Source organism: Mesobacillus sp., from assembly GCF_057785455.1.
On record NZ_JBYNSB010000023.1, the window covers coordinates 98161 to 116799 of the forward strand.

The following is an 18639-nucleotide window of genomic DNA, read 5'->3' on the forward strand; positions in this document are numbered from 1 at the left end:
AATTAACATTTTATGTATAAACAACAGATAGTCAAAGCCGCAGCCCAATTTAAAGGGGTGCGGCTTTTATATTTTATTTGTTATAATAGACAGAAATATCAATCAATTTTATAACATTTTATATCAGGGCTAACGGTTTATTAATTTCCAGTTATGTTGCCTGATAAATAAAATTCAAGGAAGAACAGATATGAAGAGTTTATTATTGACAATATTACCGAAAGCCGACGAGACCTTTACAAGTTTCTTATTAAGGACGTGTCAGGTTAATAAATATGAAAGTTTAAGTTGGATTTCTAAATTAGTTGGTATTGATAGTAGACAATTAGCAAAGCCAAATCCTAAGAAGGTAAACTTATATCCCTTGGCACAATTAATGAGAATAGAGGAAGCTGTATTATGGGGGCTAACGTTTGTTAAGGATATTGATTTGTTCGAAAGTACGGGTGACCCTTGCAGTTTTAAAGACCATGCTAATACAGAATATGATAAAATCTGTCCAGCTTGTTTTGAAGAGGATACCTATATTAAAAAGGTGTGGAATTTAAAAATAAACATGGGTTGTCCTATACATTCATTACTCCTAATAAATATATGTCCAAATTGTAATAAAAAGATTTCATCAATCAGGACAGATATCAACAAATGCAACTGTGGCTATAGATTAATTAATTTGCCAAAAGTTCATCTAAAAGAGAGTGGAATTTTACACAGTAGAATTATTGCCAATGCTTATTATGGCAAAAAACTATATAAAGTTTTTGATAATTCACCAATCAATCAGCTTGAGTATTATTCCTTAACGAAACTGATCCATTCATTTTGGTATCGTTTAAATGAAGGGAGAAACGGTATAGGAATAAATCAGATAAATACAGAGAAGCAGGATTTATTTGAACAACTCATCTCAGTTTATAACATGTTCCTGAATTGGCCATATAACTTTGTAGATTCTCTTAATAAAAGTAAAAATGAAAAATTCATTACTAATATAAAAAGGGATTTTTATACTAAATTATACGAGCCTGTATTTTCAGTTTATATTGAGGAATTCAGAAGTTATCTTGAAAGGCAAGCAAAAAGACCGGTAATATTCAAGAACTTTAATACGGAATCTAATTTAATGTCATATGGTAATGTATTAAAATTACTAAATATGGGACACCCATCTATAAATAATTTAATCGAAAAGGGAATACTTGTTGAGTTTAAGCAAATACATAATGATGCATATAAAACAAGAAGTATAACTGTTGACTCAATTAATAACTTCCTTCAAATGAGAAAATTTATTGTATTCAAAAAAGAATTAGCGGATTATCTCGGATTAAATACTCAAAATATTAATATGTTTGAAGAAAATGGTTGGATAAAAAGAATTGAAATATTTAGTAAGAAAAATGAGAAAAAATCGTATTATGACATTAGGTTTGGAGAAGAGTTAGTTAGTAAATTAGAGAAGAATATTATTATAATACCGAAGGAACGAATAAAAGATAAAACCTTAATTTCATTCAGTAATTTTAACAATCGAGCAGCAGTTCGAGGTATTTCGTTTATTGAATTAATTGACGGATTAATAAACGGATCGGTAAATATGTTTAAAGTGGAAGGAGAAAGACCATTTAAAAGTTATTATTTTAAATTAACGGAAGTTTTATCATATATAAAAATCTTCAGGTATGAGAAGTTCATTGAGAAAAATATACGTTTAGGTGTTGGGGAAGTATGTGAATTGTTGAGAGTAACATATCACAATTTTGTTTCTTGGAGAAGGTTGGGTTTTATTGGAAGTGAAGAAGTAGTGGCATTTGGATATTCTGAGGTGGAGGAATTTATTAACGATTTTGTCCCTCTTAATGAACTTTTACAAGTATTCAAAACTTCAAGTAGTAATATTGTAAATTTATTAAGAAAACAAGGTATCTATCCTGTTACCGGCTATACATTAGATGGTAGTAGTGGATATTTATTTAGAAGAACTGATATAGATAAACTTGGTTTAGAGTCACCAAGTATAAGTTTATATGAAAGAACATTGGAAGTTATATCATTCGAAAAGGAAAGTATAAAGTCTGAAAGATTTAATACCTAACTCCTTTGTGAGTTTTTTTACTTAAATGTTTTTGAAATCTTTTGAATTAATACCTAAAGTAACGGGTGTGTTTTGTTCAATAGTAAAAAAGTGAAAGCTCAGACCCTTTTATGGTTCTGAGCTTTTTGAGTGCTGATTTTACAAATTTCTTTGCTAATTCTTTTTCGGAATATACTACTAATTGCTAGTTTGTACTATAAAAATCTAATCGTTAATTCGTTAATTTCGAATTAATATTTATATTGATTAAGGGTTTACTACTCAGAAAAAGACATTGATTTTGAAGAATCTGTTCCTTTATGCGTTTGGTAATGGGGTTGGTGTAGGTTCACTACCCCCGCCTTTATATTTGTTGTCTATATTTTCCCTGATTGTTTTCAGGTCAGTTCCCTTTTCAAATTCTTGTTTCGCCTCACGGGCGATATCTACGCAAACTGGTCAGCCAAAGCCCATAGTATCTAGGTTGGCTATATCATTTTTTACCGAGTCTATAAAGCAATTTGTGTTGCTTGTATGACCATCTTCTTCATAACAACCACAGTAACATGGCATATAATTTAAAACTTCAGGGTGTTCTACTGCAAATTGATAAGCTTCTAAAATCTTTGGATCATCCGTTAAAGTGGTGACAGAAGACCAATCATTGCTGCCCAGTACATATTTTAATGTCGGCTGAGCTTGGGTATTATGACTGTCCTTATGTTCTTCATTGGACTGTTCAGTATTACTTGAGGAACAGCCCGAAACTAAAAAAGAGCCAATAATCATTGGTATAATGAATTTTTTCAATTTATTATAACCACACTTTCTACATTATGCTTTGATTTAGATACAATTATAACATATTCTAAGCTTCCTTTGATTAATGAAATAAATGTATAAGAATATAGAATCCTAAACGAAAAGTGAATTAATCTTTGACACTCAAACATACTTTTGAATATAATATATTCAAACAAGCATTTGAATATAGTTTGATGGAGGTGGATTTATGAAGGAAACCGATGTATGTCAAGTGGCATGTGTGGATCAAGAAAGGGTTAATCGTGTGAAAGCAATACTTAATCCTGAAGTGACAAAAGATGTGGCCAAAATTTTCAAGGCATTATCCGATGATACAAGAATGAAAATAGCCTACTCTCTATATTTAGAGGAAGAGCTTTGCGTATGTGATGTTGGCCATATTGTAGGGGCTTCAACTGCAACTGCGTCTCACCATTTGCGTCTGCTTAAAAATATGGGTTTGGCTAAGTATAGGAAGGAAGGGAAATTGGTTTTTTATTCACTTACGGATGATCATGTAAAACAATTGATTAGTATCGCATTTGAACATCAAAAGGAGTTGAGCAGCCTTGACTGAGGAATTAGGACAAAACCAAAGTGCTGAGAAGCAAGTTTATCGTATTGAAGGATTCACCTGAGCTGGCTGCGCCACTAAGTTCGAAAAGAACGTTAAACACCTGGATGGTGTTTATGATGCTAATGTAAACTTCGGTGCTTCAAAAATAACGGTCTATGGAAACACCACGATTGAAGAACTGGAAAAGGCAGGAGCCTTTGAAAATTTAAAACTTTATCCAGAAAAAGGTGAGATAGCACCACAGAAAAAAGAACCATTCTGGAAGGAATATTCCACGGTTTTGGCTTCATTGCTGTTTGTGATTTTAGGATATGTCTCTCAATCCATTAATAGCGAAGAGAGTCTGCCAACGATCGCTGCTTTTCTAGCAGCCATCTTAATTGGAGGTTTTTCTTTATTTAAAACAGGTTTGAAAAATCTGTTCCGATTAGAGTTTGACATGAGAACTCTCATGACGATTGCCATCATAGGTGCTGGCTTTATCGGCGAATGGAGCGAGGGTGCAGTAGTCGTTATCTTATTTGCAATATCTGAAGCCCTTGAGAAATATTCCATGGATAAGGCTCGGGCTTCAATCCGGTCATTAATGGATATCGCGCCCAAAGAAGCTCTCATCCGTCGAAACGGCCAGGAATTATTGATTAAAGTAGATGATATCCAAATTGGTGATATCATGATCGTGAAGCCAGGTCAAAAAATTGCTATGGACGGAACCGTGGTTAAAGGATATTCATCCGTCAACCAGGCAGCAATTACTGGAGAATCAGTACCGCTAGAAAAATCCTTGGATGATGATGTTTTCGCAGGTACATTGAATACAGAAGGCTTACTGGAGGTCGAAGTAACAAAAAGGGTCGATGATACAACGATCGCGAAAATCATCCATCTGGTAGAGGAAGCTCAGGCGGAAAGGGCCCCATCGCAAGCTTTTGTCGATAAATTTGCGAAATACTACACACCTGTCATTATCTTAGTCGCCGCATTGGTGGCAATTGTTCCTCCACTGTTATTCCAGGCAGACTGGAGCGAATGGATTTATCAAGGTCTTGCTGTCCTTGTTGTCGGCTGTCCTTGCGCACTTGTCATATCAACACCGGTCGCCATTGTAACGGCAATAGGGAATGCAGCAAAGAATGGGGTTTTGATCAAGGGCGGAGTTTATCTTGAGGAAGCGGGGGCGCTGAACGCCATCGCATTTGATAAAACAGGTACTTTAACAAAAGGCATACCTGCAGTTACTGATTATGTAATGCTTGATAATGAGCAGAATGAATATGAGCAGCTGAGTATCATAGCTGCATTAGAATATAATTCTCAGCATCCTCTTGCATCAGCGATAATAAAAAAAGCAGAGGAAAAAGAAATATCTTACAAGGACGTAGTTGTGGAGAATTTTTCATCGATTACGGGAAAAGGGATAAAAGGAACAATAAACGGATTAACTTACTATATTGGGAATCCAAAGTTATTTGAAGAGCTGCTAGATAACAGTTTTTCACTAGAAACTAGCAAAAAAATAAGTGAATTACAGCTTCAAGGAAAAACAGTAATGGTTGTTGGCACCACAGATGGTTTATCAGCGTTAATTGCAGTAGCAGATGAAGTTAGGGAAAGCAGCCGGTCCACTATAGCCAGACTGCATGAACTTGGTATAAAGAAGACAATCATGCTGACTGGTGACAATAAAGGGACTGGAAATGCAATTGGTGAATTGGTCGGAGTGTCTGACATCGAAGCGGAACTTCTTCCGGAGGATAAACTGGCATTTATCAAGAAACTGCGTGATGAACATGGTAAAGTGGCCATGGTTGGAGATGGGGTCAACGATGCACCTGCTCTAGCTTCTGCCACTGTAGGAATCGCCATGGGAGGAGCAGGGACTGATACGGCATTGGAAACTGCAGACATTGCTCTAATGGGCGACGATCTCAAGAAACTGCCGTTTACTATTAAACTTAGCAGAAAAGCCCTAACGATCATTAAGCAAAACATTACATTCTCCCTGGCGATCAAGCTTATCGCACTTCTGCTAGTAATACCTGGATGGCTTACCTTATGGATCGCGATATTTGCCGACATGGGGGCTACTCTTATTGTAACTTTAAATGGGTTGCGACTTTTGAGGGTAAAAGAATAATTTTACGAACGGGGTATTCAGATGAATAATAATTGGAATCGATTCATCTATAAAATTTGGTCCCCCATCTACGATTACTTTTTCAATTCCGGACTATTTTTAGAAGCAAGGAAACGAGTGTTTCAAGATATAGAGTTTAAAGAGGGAGAGTCCGTGCTTTTCGTAGGGGTTGGTACAGGGGCGGATATCGATCAAGTCCCTTTTAACAGCCTCAAAATAACAGCCATAGACTTTTCAGAAGACATGCTAAATCAAGCACGAAAGAAGTATGAAGGCGAAAAAATTGATTTTATACAAATGGATGCCCAAAGCATGAACCTGCCTGACAATACGTTTGATTATGTCATTGGCAGCTTGATATTGACTGTCGTTCCCGATGGCAATAAAGCCTTTGATGAAATGGTCCGAGTTGCGAAAAATGGTGGACAGATTATTGTTTTTGATAAGTTTGTTGACGGTAAGAAAGAACTTTCAATATCGAAAAGATTTATTCGGCCATTGATTAGAATATTGGGAACTGATATTGGTTTAGCATTTGAGTCTATCTCGAATGAGACGAAGAATATAAGACTATTAGAGAGAAAAGATCTATTATTCAATGGAATGTATCAAAAGATAGTATTGATGAAAGGTTAATTTGCACAAGTTGCCCGCATTTCGAATGTTGAATGTGGGCTTTTTCATGAAAAATTTATTTAATAAGGGTTAATTAATTTACCCTAAGCTTTGGATAGTTAGGTACGGTAAGTCATTTGCCTAAAGTTATTGATTTATGCTCTTCAAATTAGTAATATTTTATATGATTAATTGCTCATATATTCACGTGGTTAATAAAAGGCTCCGAGCCTTGGAATAAGGAGTTGATTTAAATGAAATCTTTTATCGTGATATTATTCACCACTATAATTTTTATATTGGGAGGGTGTACACAGGAAAGCAAAGAGGAACCCCTACCCGAAATGGTTGATGTTGAAATTGTTCTACCTGAAGTAATAAATAAAGGGGAAACTGTTCCATTGAAAGCCCAAATTACTCAGGAGAAAGAATATGTGAATGATGCTGACTCTGTACAATTTGAGATTTGGAAAGATGGCCAGGAAACTCATGAAAAGCTAAAGGCTAAAAATACTGAATCAGGAATCTATTCCATTCAAAAGTCTTTTTCTGAAGCAGGAAAGTATACTATTATTGCACATGTAACTGCCAGAGGGATGCACAACATGCCCAAAATGGATTTTATAGTGAAATAGGAGGTTTTATAAAATGAAAAAGTTCTGGATGATAGTAATCCTGATTCTCTTTATCTCTAATTCAAAAATTGAAGTCTTCGCTCATTCTTATACCAAAGAATCGAACCCTGCAGAAGGGGAAATTGTTGAGGAACCTCTTGATACGATCGACATCACCTTTGAAACAGAAATTGAAACAATTGGTGAACTATTCCTAACACAAAATAACCAGACAGTTGAAGTGGAGAATATTACGATTGAAGAAGATAAATTAATAGGGAAATTCGATAAGCCATTAGAAAACGGCCAGTATCAGGCGACCTGGAAGATAGTTGGAGAAGATGGCCATCCTTTGGAAGGAACCATTTCATTTACCGTTCAAGTTCCTAAACAATCTCAAAATGAACCTTCAAACAAAGAAGATGAAACCGAGAACCAAACTGAAGACTTAGAGCAGGAGGCTCAAGAGCAAAACAAGGAAGATGACACCTTGTCTCAAAACGAACAAATTAATCAAAATGGAACGGTAAATTCAAATATCAAAAAGTGGTTTTTGCCATTAGCAACTTTAACTATATTAATTATGGCATTTTTTATATTCAGAAAGGGTAAAAAATGACCTTTTATCTAATAGTATCTGAAACTGTTTTGTACCTCTCCTTTTCCGTTTTAGTTGGAGCTATGATATTCCAGCTCGTTCCCGAAAATTATAAGCCAACGATTGAAATTCCAAGAGCAGTATATTTTCTAGCGATACTGGGAATCATTTTTGCTTCAATTGGACCTTTAGTTCAAGTGATATTTTATTTTATTGAAGCATTAGGTTTTTGGCAAACATTAAAATCAGTTCTATATGATTTTGAAGTAGGTAAAGCTTGGATGTTTACTTCATGGGTGGGACTGCTTCTATATTTTATGATTTTATTTAAGAAATCCAAGCATTTTCAAGCTTTTTTAGTTCTCTTGTTAATTATTGCAGTTGGTTATTCAAGCCATGCTGCAAGTTTATCATTTTGGTATGGCCTGACATCTCACACAATACATTTTCTAGGTGTTGCGGTTTGGACAGGTATATTATTGATGGTTTCTTTCTTCTCCAAAGACTTGCGGAACTGGAGAAAGTTTTTGTCTTGGTTTACTCCTACAGCTATTCTTTGCCTGATATTAATCATTGTAAGTGGCTTTATGACCATGAAACTGGTTGTGGATCCTAAAGATTACGTCTCTTCTTGGATGCTGCCATATGGACAGGCTTTATTAGTTAAACATATACTAATAATTCCTTTATTAGTCTTTGCACTTATCAATGGAATTTTGATGAAAAAACAAGCGGAACATCCAGGTCCCTCAACAATTAAATGGATAAAAGCAGAAAGCATATTTGTAACTTTGATATTTATTGTGACTGGCGCTCTCGGCATTCAATCTCCACCGCATGATATAGAATCAATGATTCATACAGAAGGTTATTCACAGTTGTATAAGTGGTTTCATCCATTTTTACCGGATGCAGCAGTTAAATTGAACATAGATTCCTCCTTTTTAGTAGGTGGAGTTTTATCGGCTATTGTCGTGATTTTAATGATATTTAGTTTTATTAGAAAAGACTCTGTTCTGCTGTCCATCATATTCGGATTGTTTTTTGTTTTTATTACCTATATTACTCTGTTGACTGCGGCACATTAAATGAAATTTTTTAGTTAATAAAAACAACGTGAATGTCATTGTGTAATAAAAATAAGGGAGTGCGTTTAAGTGAGATATATACTTGGCTTTACTGTAATTGATCTACTTCCAACAATTCTGGTGTATTCCATACTTTCTGCCTTAGCTATAGGTGTAATCGTTCTTTTTAAGAAAAAATCCGAAAAAGAGCTGAAGGCACTTGAAGAAAAAAGTAATCAAAAAGAAAACAATAGTTAGGGATGAAAGGAGCAGGGGTTAACCCTGCTCCTTTTATTTTATTTACCTGTTTCTGTTGTCCCTTATCTATTCAATTCTTATCATTTTTGTAGCTAAAATATGGTGAGATACACAATGTTGATAAGATGACATCACCTGCTTGGATTAGGGGAAAAGTGTAAAAGGAAAGTATATTGTAGAAAATATTTATTGTAAATGTAGAAAAACATGTTAATATTTATATATGAGCATATATTCATATAAGGAGTGGGATTGATGGGACATGGACACGGACACGGACATTCACATGGTCATAGCCATGGAGGTGTAAATAACAAAAAGGCACTGTTTTTATCATTTATTATCATTACTGCCTATATGATTGTCGAAGTAATAGGTGGAATCATTACAAACAGTCTTGCACTATTGTCGGATGCAGGTCACATGTTAAGTGACGCTGCAGCATTAGGACTTAGTTTATTTGCGATAAAACTTGGTGAAAGAAAAGCGACTGTCGGGAAAACCTTTGGGTATAAACGATTTGAAATCATTGCTGCTGCCCTTAATGGTATCACATTGATATTGATCTCCATTTACATTTTTTATGAAGCCTATCAGAGATTTTTAAATCCACCGGAAGTAAAAAGTTTGGGTATGCTTACGATTTCTGTCATTGGATTAATGGTGAATATTATCGCTGCTTGGATACTAATGAAGGGCGACAAGGATGAAAATCTAAATGTAAGAAGTGCCTTCTTGCATGTTTTAGGAGATATGTTAGGATCAGTCGGTGCCATCGTGGCTGCCTTACTAATTTATTTTTTCGACTGGGGAATAGCCGACCCAATTGCAAGTGTTGCAGTATCGATTTTAATTATAATCAGTGGGTGGAGAGTTACTCGAGATTCTTTTCACATTTTGATGGAAGGAGCACCTGTTGAAATTAATACTGAAGAGGTTAAATCTTCACTACTTAATATTCCATCTGTACAAGATATTCATGACTTACATGTATGGTCTATTACTTCAGGTGTATTAATGTTAAGCTGCCATATTACTATTACCGAAGATGCAGTACACGATACTGTTCTGCATAGGGCGCAATCCATCCTCCATGATAAGTTTGGGATTGATCACAGTACCATTCAAACTGAAAAAGTTGAATATGGTTGTCCTAGTGAGCATGGGACCTGTAATTAATGAACAAGGGTGTAATTTTTAATTAGGTAAAATAAAAGGGAGAATACCAAGGGAAGTTAATCCAGGTATTCTTCCCTTTTTTAATTCTCGCAAATCTTCCTTCCTCGCTCTATCTGTATGGTAATGTAATCTGTATTTTCATCAGTATTTTTAAGGATTTTCTTCACATTCTTCAATAAAGTTATTTCCTTGCTTTGCTCCAAATTTTCTGGGACAACAAAATGGACGGAAAAGGCATTCTGCTTTCCATCTATTGACCAATAGTGCATAGCATGCAAATCTTCGATGTCTTCAAGAGTTAAAAGTTTCTCCTTTAAGGCCGTGATATTCAAATCTATTGGAGCAGAATCCATAAAAATGACTAAAGTCTTTTTGAGGTTCTTTACTACGTGATATAAGACATATATTGTTATGCCAATTGAGAGAAGGGGATCTAGAATAGGAATATCTTTAAATTGCATGACGATACTGACAACTAGTACGGCGATCCATCCTAATAAATCCTCGATAAGATGCCATGATAGCATTTTTTCATTCATGCCGTTTTCTTCTTTTTTCAGCCGATAAGCCGCGTATCCATTTACAACGATACCTAAGACAGCGAGCCATAACATTCCTAACGAGTTAGGTGACACTGGATCCTGTAATCTCTTAACAGCTTCCATTAGTACATATATTGAACCAAATATAAGAACTGCAGCGTTTAGAAGAGAGCCCATGAGAGATAATCGTTTGAAACCAAATGTATAATTTTCATCAGCCTTTTTGTCAGACTTTCTTTCCAGGTACCATGATGTCCCAAGGGATAGGGAATCACCTAAATCGTGAATTGCATCAGATATTATGGCAATGCTTCCTGTTAATATGCCTCCAATTACTTCAATTATCGCGAATGCAAGATTTAGGAAAAAAGCAATACCCATGCTTTTGTGTGAATTCTTTTCTTTCTGCATACACATACTCCTTTTTCTTCTTCTTTTCCCTTCATAAAAAAATATAAAACTGAAAGAATTATCCTTAATTAGAAGCATTGGAGTAAAAGGTAGAAAGCATGTCCTAGTAAGTACTGAATATACTTTTATAAAACTTCAATATCGAGGTGATTAAGTGGTTGAAGCTGTAAGAGTCAGTTCATTATTAATATGCCTCATTTTTTTAGGAACATTAGTGGGCGGGTACTTAACACTGTTAATAAGTAAGAAATTAAGCATTAACCATGTTTTTATAAATGTATTTTGTGGCGGATTATTAATGGGCATTATTATTTTGGATTTAATCCCTGAAACCTTGAATCAACTAGATCCATTAGGGATTTTTATAGGAATATCGGCAGGAATCATACTTGTTTTTTTAATAGATAGGGCGGTTCACCGGTATAAGCACAACTTAAAAGTGGGAGTGTTTTCATTTACTTTATTGATTTTTGCTTTATATCTACATAGTGTCCCTACAGGCATTGCCCTTGGTTTGAATATAGGTGATGGGTATTTGACAAACTCAATTTTTGCAGCTGCTATTATACTGCATCATATTCCAGAAGGAGTCATTATTATGGCTGCTATGATTCATCATCAAATTAAGCCAGGTTTTTTTGGGACAGTTTGTTTTGTGTTAGCCCTTATTGTTGGTTTGAACTTCTTTATCGGATTAAACATTTCAATTGATTCGCTTAAGCTATATACAATCATAACTGGCGCAGCAATTGGAACTTTATGTTATGTTACCTTTTACGAAATACTTTGGAAAGGTTTTCAATCGTTGTCTATTTTTAAGGTATTGATTACGGTGGTAATTGCTATTGGATCATTAAAAATCTTTATGTTAATCGTAGCTTCTTGGTAGAACGTATAGATTTTATCTAACGTGTAACTATGGGTGCTAGTGTGAGTTAATTACCTGATATGCTATAATTTTCGATATAAAGCCGTTGAGGTGAAACAAATGAAAAAAAACAAACTTGAAGATGATTTTATAATCTCGAAAGGTACTCTGGATGAGGAAACATTGTTTATTGTTTCCCAAACATTTAAAGCTCTTTCTGATCCAACAAGAATAAAAATTCTTTATCTGCTGGCTAAAGAGGAAAAGTCAGTCAATGAAATTGCAGAACAATTGCAATTACTCCAATCCACTATATCCCATCAGCTAAGATTCCTTAAGAATTTAAGATTGGTTAAATATCGCAGGGAAGGGACTTCCATGATCTATTCCTGCGATGATGAACATGTAATGGATGTTCTTAAACAAATTATTGATCATGCAATGCATCATTAGAATGCAGTTTTTCCCATTTTATATAGTGTATTTGAATTATTTGTACATGAGTTAAAGGAGGGGATTATTGTGGTAGTCCCTTTTTCTTACAGGGCAGGTTGAATAAGAAATATCTAACTTGATAGAAGAAGACCCATCTATATATAAAGGGGATAATATGTTGGTTCAAAAGTTATTTTATGTATTGGTTGCATTAGCATTATTTACTATTAATGGATGCTCTAATGGAGGCGAAACAGCGGGAGTATCAATTAATAGTATTGATGCTGAAGAGGTTTTAACATTGGACCCTAATGCTGATATTTTCCAATATGATGGAGTAATCTACAAAACTAATATCGATTGGGTTGAAGAATTGTCTTTAACAAAAGACGTTCAAATCGGTGAAATTAAAACAAGAAATGATACTAATACAGATTTCAAAGATGAAACGGCGAATAAACTTCCAGTTGGTGCAAAGATTTTCTCAGCCAAGGAAAGAAGAGATATTTTATTCGTGAAATTAGAAGGAGAAATTTTAAGATACCTAGCAATTGTTGAAGGATAATCAATTTTATAATTATTAATAATTCAAATTTTGTGAAAAAATGCACTTAAACTTGATCCAGGAAGGATTAGCCACCTTTTTAGTTGAATTCCTTATTATGCAAAGGGGCCATGATGATTGTATTATTTATAGCTAAGGAGCACGTTTTGTTATTTATATTGAATGTATGGATAATTTCCTTCTGATGCTATTATTAATGTGAAGTAATTCACATTAAAGGTGGTTGTTTTGTGCTAACTTTCAAGTTTAAGACTGCATTATATGCTACTTTAATTTTCACATTTGGTTTCTGGCTGTTAGGATTGATTCAGGATGGGAAGATTTTATTTTCCTTTATGCTACTGGTAATTTTCCTATACTGTCTAATTGGAAATGTGATTTATGGAGTTCCTGTTTCGCTGCTGTCCGACTATCTCACAAAAAGGTTAATCAAGTGGAGGTTTGCTGCGGCGGGGTTTATACATACGATTTTTGGAGCAGTAACTTATCTTATAATGGATAGCTTTGCTTTTTTTGCTCTATTGGCATCAGTATTCTTCTTTATGGTGGATGAGTGGAGGAAATGGGATAGGCAAATGCCTGGTGGAAAAATAGCTGTAATGAATGCCACTGCATTTCTATTGGCTATTTTGCTGCTGATGGGCCTTCTCTGGATGCAGGGGAAAGCCGAAATGGAAGAAAAGACAAATGATGTATATTTAATACCAAAAGGATATGTTGGACAAGTGACAATTTTACATGAGTTTGAGTATTCCCCCGAACCAGTAACAGAAGGGAAGTATGATGTGTTCAGCGTAAACAATAAAGGATATGCTGTAACCGCTTTGCCACAAAGTGAGGGTTTGATTGAGGACTTATACTATTATGTTGATGAAAAGGGAAAACGTGAAGAAATTCCTGAGAGATGCATCGAGTTGGGTGGACTTGGTTCAACAATGGGGGATGGATATGAGTATTCATATACCCATTTTACTGTAGGATGTATTGAAGATATTAAGCAAGAAGAACTTTACTATTTCAAAGAAGGACCATCTGTTGAAGACATCCTTTATGAAGAAGGCATTTTTGATTTGGAAAAATATAAATTCATACCGAGAGAGTAAAAATAATAAGGAGAGCTGGAAGCTCTCCTTATCTATAAGTATATTATATACCATATGTACCTGCGGCGACTACCAAGCTGCGTAAGAGCACTTTGCTCTCGCCTCCTTTTTATTGTGTGTAGAAAATCATAATTTGTGTTCATGATAAGAAATTTGTTATAGCACGATATATCAAATCCTATATCATAAATACGTACATGCAATTTTATATGCATAGAAAAATGTGCATAAAGGAGGGGGATTCATAGATACATTTATAAAAAGAGGTTGAGCTAATGGATTATTTGAATTAACTACATAAAAATGATATCGAAGGATTAAATGAATATTTAACAAAACATAATGTAAACCAGGTGTACAAAGGTCAAAGTCTGATATATTGGGCAGTCTATATGAATAATATTCAATTTACTAAGAATTTAATTCATAGAGGTGCAAATGTGAACCAACGTGACCATTTAGGCAGGACTCCTTTGTTAATTGCTTGTTATTTTGGATATCTTGAAATTACATCCTTTTTGTTGGAAAACGGAGCAGATAAAACCGGTTGTTTAGAAAGAGCAAAAAACGGTTGGGATGATCATAAACAAGTAGAAATTATAGAATTGATAAAACAGCGGGAGAACAAATTATAAGTAATTTTCAATAATTTCCTAGCCTGGCTTCTAAATCATATGTGCCGATTCCTCTAGAATCCGATCCATTTCAATCGTTTTCCTATAGGAGCGGGCGAACTGTTTAGCTGACGGAATGAAACCTCGTGAGCTTCCATTCTGTTCAGGCTACCGTTATGAAAAAATGGTCAACCAGAAATATCTGGCTGACCAAATGCGTTCGGTGTTTATGTTTCATGCAAATAATATCGATTGTTAATCCCGACTCTCAATTTATTTCTTGAATTTATGCTTAGTTTTTTCACTATACCTGTGATTTAATTGATAAGAATTGTTTAAGGCTTTATTTAAACATTCATGAATTATTTATATTATCTAATTTTCTTTGAGTGAAATATCCAACTACAGCAAAGAGAAGCATTAGCCATAGTGTAAATTCAATCCATCTTCCGCTTATGTCATTCAACATTGCCCACCCGTTGTTAACCACCATTCTAGACCCCAGAAAAATTATTCCTGTCACTACAAAAAGGGTAGTGATGAAGGTAACTATCTTCATTGGAATCCGAAGAATATTTAATGTCTTTTCTAGAACTTCTTTAAATATGTGGCCTCCATCCAGAGGAGAAATAGGAAGTAAATTTAATATAAAAAATAACAGATTTAAAATAGCAAATCCTATCCAAAAGTCAGAGAAGAATTCTGACATTTTCATCATTCCTTGAACTTGCCCTTCGAGACTTAATTCTGGTGAATAAACAATATCTATAGTAAAGGATTCTATTACCTTTAGAAGAGATGTCCATAATAATGTGAATGATGCTTTAATTCCGAAGAGAACTGAATGACCTTTTGCTACCCCTACCATAACAACACCTATAATATAAAAAAGAAAATTTATGATTAGACCACCTGAAAAGAAAAGTATTTTTTGACTTCTTTTCAACTGGTTAAATTCTTCCATATCCCTAGGTTTTACAAAACCCAAAAACGGAATGAGCTTTAATGTAAAGGTGGTCTCGTTTTTTTGTATTTTAAATAGCGTGGCACCAATTCCCACATTAAAGGCTTCAATTTTTAAACCAAACTTTTTAGCGAAGAAATAATGTCCAAATTCATGCATGAAGATAATAAAATTTAATGTTAAATATGCAACAAATAAATTAATAACTAGTTTGCTTGTAATAACGTTTTCAAGAAAAAAATTCAGGCATCCGCTAATGATAAAAATATTAATTATGTGGGTAAAGATGCCAGATTGAAATTTCTCGATTTGTTTTAAGCGAATTTCCTCGTCAACGGATTTTCTCTTCATCGATACAGTTAAATTGATTGAGGATCTTATTAACATAAAAAAACTCCAAAGAAATAATAACAATAATAAAGTAAGTACAATTATGTTTGCCATCAACACATCTCCAAATATCTTGTTTTTTCCATTATATGTACGAGTTCTCCTTAATATTTTTAAAGAGGGCCTGTTTTGAAGAGAAAAGTTAAGGATAACTTCTTAGGTTTTAGTGATTAATTCCATTTGGTATAAGAAAAATTAAATATAATATTTGGATTTTTATTATGTTCCTATATCAGTATTTATCATAAAATGCTGATTCAATAGGGATTTTTTTATGTATTTTTTTTCAGAAATACTTTTGCACAAACTTTTTGACAATATGAGCATATGTACATATAATAAAATAAAAGTTGCGCAAGGTAAAATTTATAGTGTGGAGGAAAAAGAGATGGCTCGGACTAAAATCATCAGTTTGTTCGAAGGTGTAAAAGGCGATTTAATAAAAATTTCAAATCTTACCTTAGAAGGAACAATGCGAAGGAGGCTGCTTGACTTGGGGTTTGTGCCTGGGGCCATAGTAGAGGTGATCAGAAAAAGTCCATTAGGTGACCCTATTGCTTATCGGGTATCAAGTACATCAATCGCATTAAGAAAAGAAGAGAGTTTAAGTATTGAAGGGGAGCTGATCAACAATGAGTAACCGATTTAGGATTGCACTCGCAGGAAACCCTAATACCGGGAAGAGCACACTATTTAATACTTTGACAGGTTTAAGGCAGCATACAGGAAATTGGGCAGGGAAAACAGTAGATATTAAAGAAGGGTCATTTTTATATAAAGGGAAATCTTTTTCCATGATAGACTTGCCAGGTACGTACTCCCTTTTTTCTAATTCGCTAGATGAAGAAACAGCCAGGAATTACATTGTTTTTGAAAAACCTGATTTGACTGTTGTAGTTTTAGACGCAACTGCTCTAGAACGAAATATGAATTTGGCTTTGCAGGTCATGGAGCTTACTGAAAAAGTGATTGTATGCATCAACTTAATTGATGAGGCTGAAAAAATGGGCATCAAAATTAATGAAAAAATCCTAATGAGGCGACTTGGAGTACCTGTTATTAAAATCTCGGCAAGAAACAAAACAGGTCTGCCGCTGCTGATAGATACAATCGAAAGGGTAGTGACCGGGGTTATTCCATGCATGCCTGTTCCAATTAAATATGATGAAGAAACTGAAAAAAAAATAGATTCACTTTTACCAATGGTGCAAAAGGTATTTGGGGATAAAATTCCTGCTAGGTGGCTTTCTTTAAGACTGTTGGATGGAGACAAGAAACTGCTTGATGAATTGAAGGAGAGGCATCTAATGAAGGAGGTTTTAAGCTAATGGGAGATACAGCGTATGAACAACAACAGATGCTCATGGATCTTTTCGAGCAAGCAGAGAAGATCTCTTCATCGAAAACACGTGACAAGATTGTTGAAGCTCTCTATCAGAATAGCAGAGAGTATATAGAGGCAGGAGTAGCATATACCAAAACAAAGCATGATCAAAGAACGGAGCGCTTGGATGCGGTATTAACCTCTCCAATATGGGGATTTCCTATCATGCTTCTCATGCTGGGAGCTGTATTTTATTTAACAATTGCCGGAGCAAATATTCCTTCATCTATGCTTGCAAATTTTTTTGGATGGCTAGAAGGGTACATTACGATACTGTTCCAGATGCTGAATGCACCTGAGTGGCTGCACGGGGTGTTGGTGCTTGGTTTTTACCGGGGAACTGCCTGGGTCATCAGTGTAATGTTACCGCCAATGGCTATTTTCTTTCCAACCTTTGCTCTTTTAGAGAACTATGGGTATCTACCGCGAGTCGCCTTTAATATGGACCGCCTATTTAAAACTGTAGGAGCACATGGGAAACAGTCGCTCACGATGGCAATGGGATTTGGATGTAATGCAGCAGCAATGATGTCAACGAGGATTATTGAATCTCCCCGTGAACGGATGCTGGCAATTTTGACAAACAACTTCGTCCCTTGTAATGGCAGGTGGGGAACACTAATCTTACTTGCTTCATTATTTATGGCAGCTAATTTTACCGGAGGAATAAAATCTTTAGTAACGACTTCAGTCATTGTCGGAATCGTATTATTTGGAATTATTGTCACTTTCTCTGTTTCTTGGATTCTATCAAAAACGTTATTAAAAGGTATTCCTACCCATTATACACTGGAATTACCACCATATAGAAAGCCAAAAATCTTTGATACAGTCATACGTTCTTCCTTAAACAATTCGCTTTCAGTCCTGAAACGTGCTGTTAAGATTGCAGCACCTGCAGGTATCTTGACTTGGATCCTGGCGAATATCGATATTAACGGCACAAGTGTATTGTTGCATATGGTACAATTCCTGGACCCACTAGGACAAATGCTAGGGTTGGATGGATATATTTTGATGGCCTTTATTATTGGTTTACCAGCAAATGAAATCGTGCTGCCGGTTTTGTTAATGGGGTACCTTTCAACAGGTGAATTGGTTGATACAGGTGGAATTGATAATATTAAACAGGTTTTCCTTGAGCATAACTGGACGTGGTTAACCGCATTGAACATGATGCTCTTTTCACTATTGCATTATCCTTGTGGAACGACATTAATAAATATTTTCAAAGAAACTAAGAGCAAAAAATGGACCTTTATGGCCTTTCTTATTCCAACGGTCATCGCATTTGGTGTCACTTTCATTATTGCACAAACAGCTTATTACTTCGGGTGGGTATAATAGATCATGAACATACAAGTGATATAAGGGAGGGTAATGAGTAATTTTACTCATTACCCTCCCATTTTTCATTTTTGGGTACCTCTTAATAGAAGT

The 18639-nt window shown here is 35.0% G+C and carries 20 protein-coding genes; 17 read left to right on the forward strand and 3 right to left on the reverse strand.

Annotation, left to right across the window (positions count from 1 at the left end; all coding sequences use genetic code 11):
- The first annotated feature begins 190 nt into the window (after positions 1-190).
- Positions 191-2095: a TniQ family protein gene (locus AC3EBE_RS08590; RefSeq protein WP_488594603.1), complete on the forward strand. Its 1905-nt coding sequence runs from the start codon at positions 191-193 to the stop codon at positions 2093-2095.
- 297 nt (positions 2096-2392) lie between these two features.
- Here the strand turns inward: AC3EBE_RS08590 and AC3EBE_RS08595 are convergent, their stop codons facing one another.
- On the reverse strand, positions 2393-2884 hold the full coding sequence (locus tag AC3EBE_RS08595; protein ID WP_488594604.1) for a PCYCGC motif-containing (lipo)protein: 492 nt from the start codon (positions 2882-2884) through the stop codon (positions 2393-2395).
- 202 nt (positions 2885-3086) lie between these two features.
- Here AC3EBE_RS08595 and AC3EBE_RS08600 point away from each other — a divergent pair, with 202 nt between their 5' ends.
- From AC3EBE_RS08600 to AC3EBE_RS08635, 8 genes are all read left to right on the forward strand, one after another.
- Positions 3087-3455: an ArsR/SmtB family transcription factor gene (locus tag AC3EBE_RS08600; protein WP_488594605.1), complete on the forward strand. Its 369-nt coding sequence runs from the start codon at positions 3087-3089 to the stop codon at positions 3453-3455.
- The gene (locus AC3EBE_RS08605; protein ID WP_488594606.1) at positions 3448-5592 is read left to right on the forward strand and encodes a heavy metal translocating P-type ATPase; all 2145 of its coding nucleotides are present in this window, start codon (positions 3448-3450) and stop codon (positions 5590-5592) included. The genes AC3EBE_RS08600 and AC3EBE_RS08605 overlap by 8 nt, the downstream gene beginning before the upstream one ends.
- 21 nt (positions 5593-5613) lie before the next feature.
- Complete coding sequence (locus tag AC3EBE_RS08610) at positions 5614-6228, forward strand: class I SAM-dependent methyltransferase (protein ID WP_488594607.1); 615 nt, start codon at positions 5614-5616, stop codon at positions 6226-6228.
- 233 nt (positions 6229-6461) lie between these two features.
- The gene (locus AC3EBE_RS08615) at positions 6462-6842 is read left to right on the forward strand and encodes a FixH family protein (RefSeq protein WP_488594608.1); all 381 of its coding nucleotides are present in this window, start codon (positions 6462-6464) and stop codon (positions 6840-6842) included.
- A gap of 13 nt (positions 6843-6855) precedes the next feature.
- Positions 6856-7440 (forward strand): copper resistance CopC family protein, encoded by a 585-nt coding sequence (locus tag AC3EBE_RS08620; protein ID WP_488594609.1) that lies wholly within the window; start codon positions 6856-6858, stop codon positions 7438-7440.
- Complete coding sequence (locus AC3EBE_RS08625) at positions 7437-8507, forward strand: copper resistance D family protein (RefSeq protein WP_488594610.1); 1071 nt, start codon at positions 7437-7439, stop codon at positions 8505-8507. Before AC3EBE_RS08620 ends, AC3EBE_RS08625 begins: the two co-directional genes overlap by 4 nt.
- 69 nt (positions 8508-8576) lie before the next feature.
- The gene (locus AC3EBE_RS08630) at positions 8577-8744 is read left to right on the forward strand and encodes a hypothetical protein (RefSeq protein WP_488594611.1); all 168 of its coding nucleotides are present in this window, start codon (positions 8577-8579) and stop codon (positions 8742-8744) included.
- Positions 8745-8999: 255 nt separating this feature from the next.
- Positions 9000-9923: a cation diffusion facilitator family transporter gene (locus tag AC3EBE_RS08635; protein ID WP_488594612.1), complete on the forward strand. Its 924-nt coding sequence runs from the start codon at positions 9000-9002 to the stop codon at positions 9921-9923.
- A gap of 80 nt (positions 9924-10003) precedes the next feature.
- Here AC3EBE_RS08635 and AC3EBE_RS08640 read toward each other — a convergent pair whose 3' ends face one another.
- Positions 10004-10876, reverse strand: a complete 873-nt coding sequence (locus AC3EBE_RS08640) for a cation diffusion facilitator family transporter (protein ID WP_488594613.1) — start codon at positions 10874-10876, stop codon at positions 10004-10006.
- A gap of 154 nt (positions 10877-11030) precedes the next feature.
- Between AC3EBE_RS08640 and AC3EBE_RS08645 the strand changes: the two genes are divergently transcribed.
- From AC3EBE_RS08645 to AC3EBE_RS08665, 5 genes are all read left to right on the forward strand, one after another.
- A complete protein-coding gene (locus tag AC3EBE_RS08645) occupies positions 11031-11765 on the forward strand; it encodes a ZIP family metal transporter (RefSeq protein ID WP_488594614.1) in 735 nt (244 codons plus the stop codon).
- A 99-nt stretch (positions 11766-11864) separates the two neighbouring features.
- Positions 11865-12197 carry an ArsR/SmtB family transcription factor gene (locus tag AC3EBE_RS08650; protein WP_488594615.1) on the forward strand — a complete coding sequence of 111 codons (333 nt, stop codon included), beginning with the start codon at positions 11865-11867 and terminating at the stop codon, positions 12195-12197.
- Positions 12198-12354: 157 nt separating this feature from the next.
- Positions 12355-12744, forward strand: coding sequence for a hypothetical protein (locus AC3EBE_RS08655; protein WP_488594616.1), 390 nt, complete (start codon positions 12355-12357; stop codon positions 12742-12744).
- 302 nt (positions 12745-13046) lie between these two features.
- The gene (locus tag AC3EBE_RS08660) at positions 13047-13847 is read left to right on the forward strand and encodes a DUF6843 domain-containing protein (protein ID WP_488594617.1); all 801 of its coding nucleotides are present in this window, start codon (positions 13047-13049) and stop codon (positions 13845-13847) included.
- A gap of 308 nt (positions 13848-14155) precedes the next feature.
- Positions 14156-14482, forward strand: coding sequence for an ankyrin repeat domain-containing protein (locus tag AC3EBE_RS08665; RefSeq protein WP_488594721.1), 327 nt, complete (start codon positions 14156-14158; stop codon positions 14480-14482).
- A gap of 334 nt (positions 14483-14816) precedes the next feature.
- Here AC3EBE_RS08665 and AC3EBE_RS08670 read toward each other — a convergent pair whose 3' ends face one another.
- On the reverse strand, positions 14817-15869 hold the full coding sequence (locus tag AC3EBE_RS08670) for a M50 family metallopeptidase (protein WP_488594618.1): 1053 nt from the start codon (positions 15867-15869) through the stop codon (positions 14817-14819).
- 334 nt (positions 15870-16203) lie between these two features.
- On the opposite strand from AC3EBE_RS08670, the gene AC3EBE_RS08675 reads away from it, so the two are divergent.
- Genes AC3EBE_RS08675 through AC3EBE_RS08685 form a run of 3 tightly spaced genes read left to right on the forward strand, consistent with a single transcriptional unit; the run spans position 16204 to position 18543 of the window.
- Positions 16204-16455 carry a FeoA family protein gene (locus AC3EBE_RS08675; RefSeq protein ID WP_488594619.1) on the forward strand — a complete coding sequence of 84 codons (252 nt, stop codon included), beginning with the start codon at positions 16204-16206 and terminating at the stop codon, positions 16453-16455.
- Positions 16448-17143, forward strand: coding sequence for a FeoB small GTPase domain-containing protein (locus tag AC3EBE_RS08680; protein ID WP_488594620.1), 696 nt, complete (start codon positions 16448-16450; stop codon positions 17141-17143). The genes AC3EBE_RS08675 and AC3EBE_RS08680 overlap by 8 nt, the downstream gene beginning before the upstream one ends.
- On the forward strand, positions 17143-18543 hold the full coding sequence (locus tag AC3EBE_RS08685; protein ID WP_488594621.1) for a nucleoside recognition domain-containing protein: 1401 nt from the start codon (positions 17143-17145) through the stop codon (positions 18541-18543). Before AC3EBE_RS08680 ends, AC3EBE_RS08685 begins: the two co-directional genes overlap by 1 nt.
- Positions 18544-18639 lie beyond the last annotated feature (96 nt).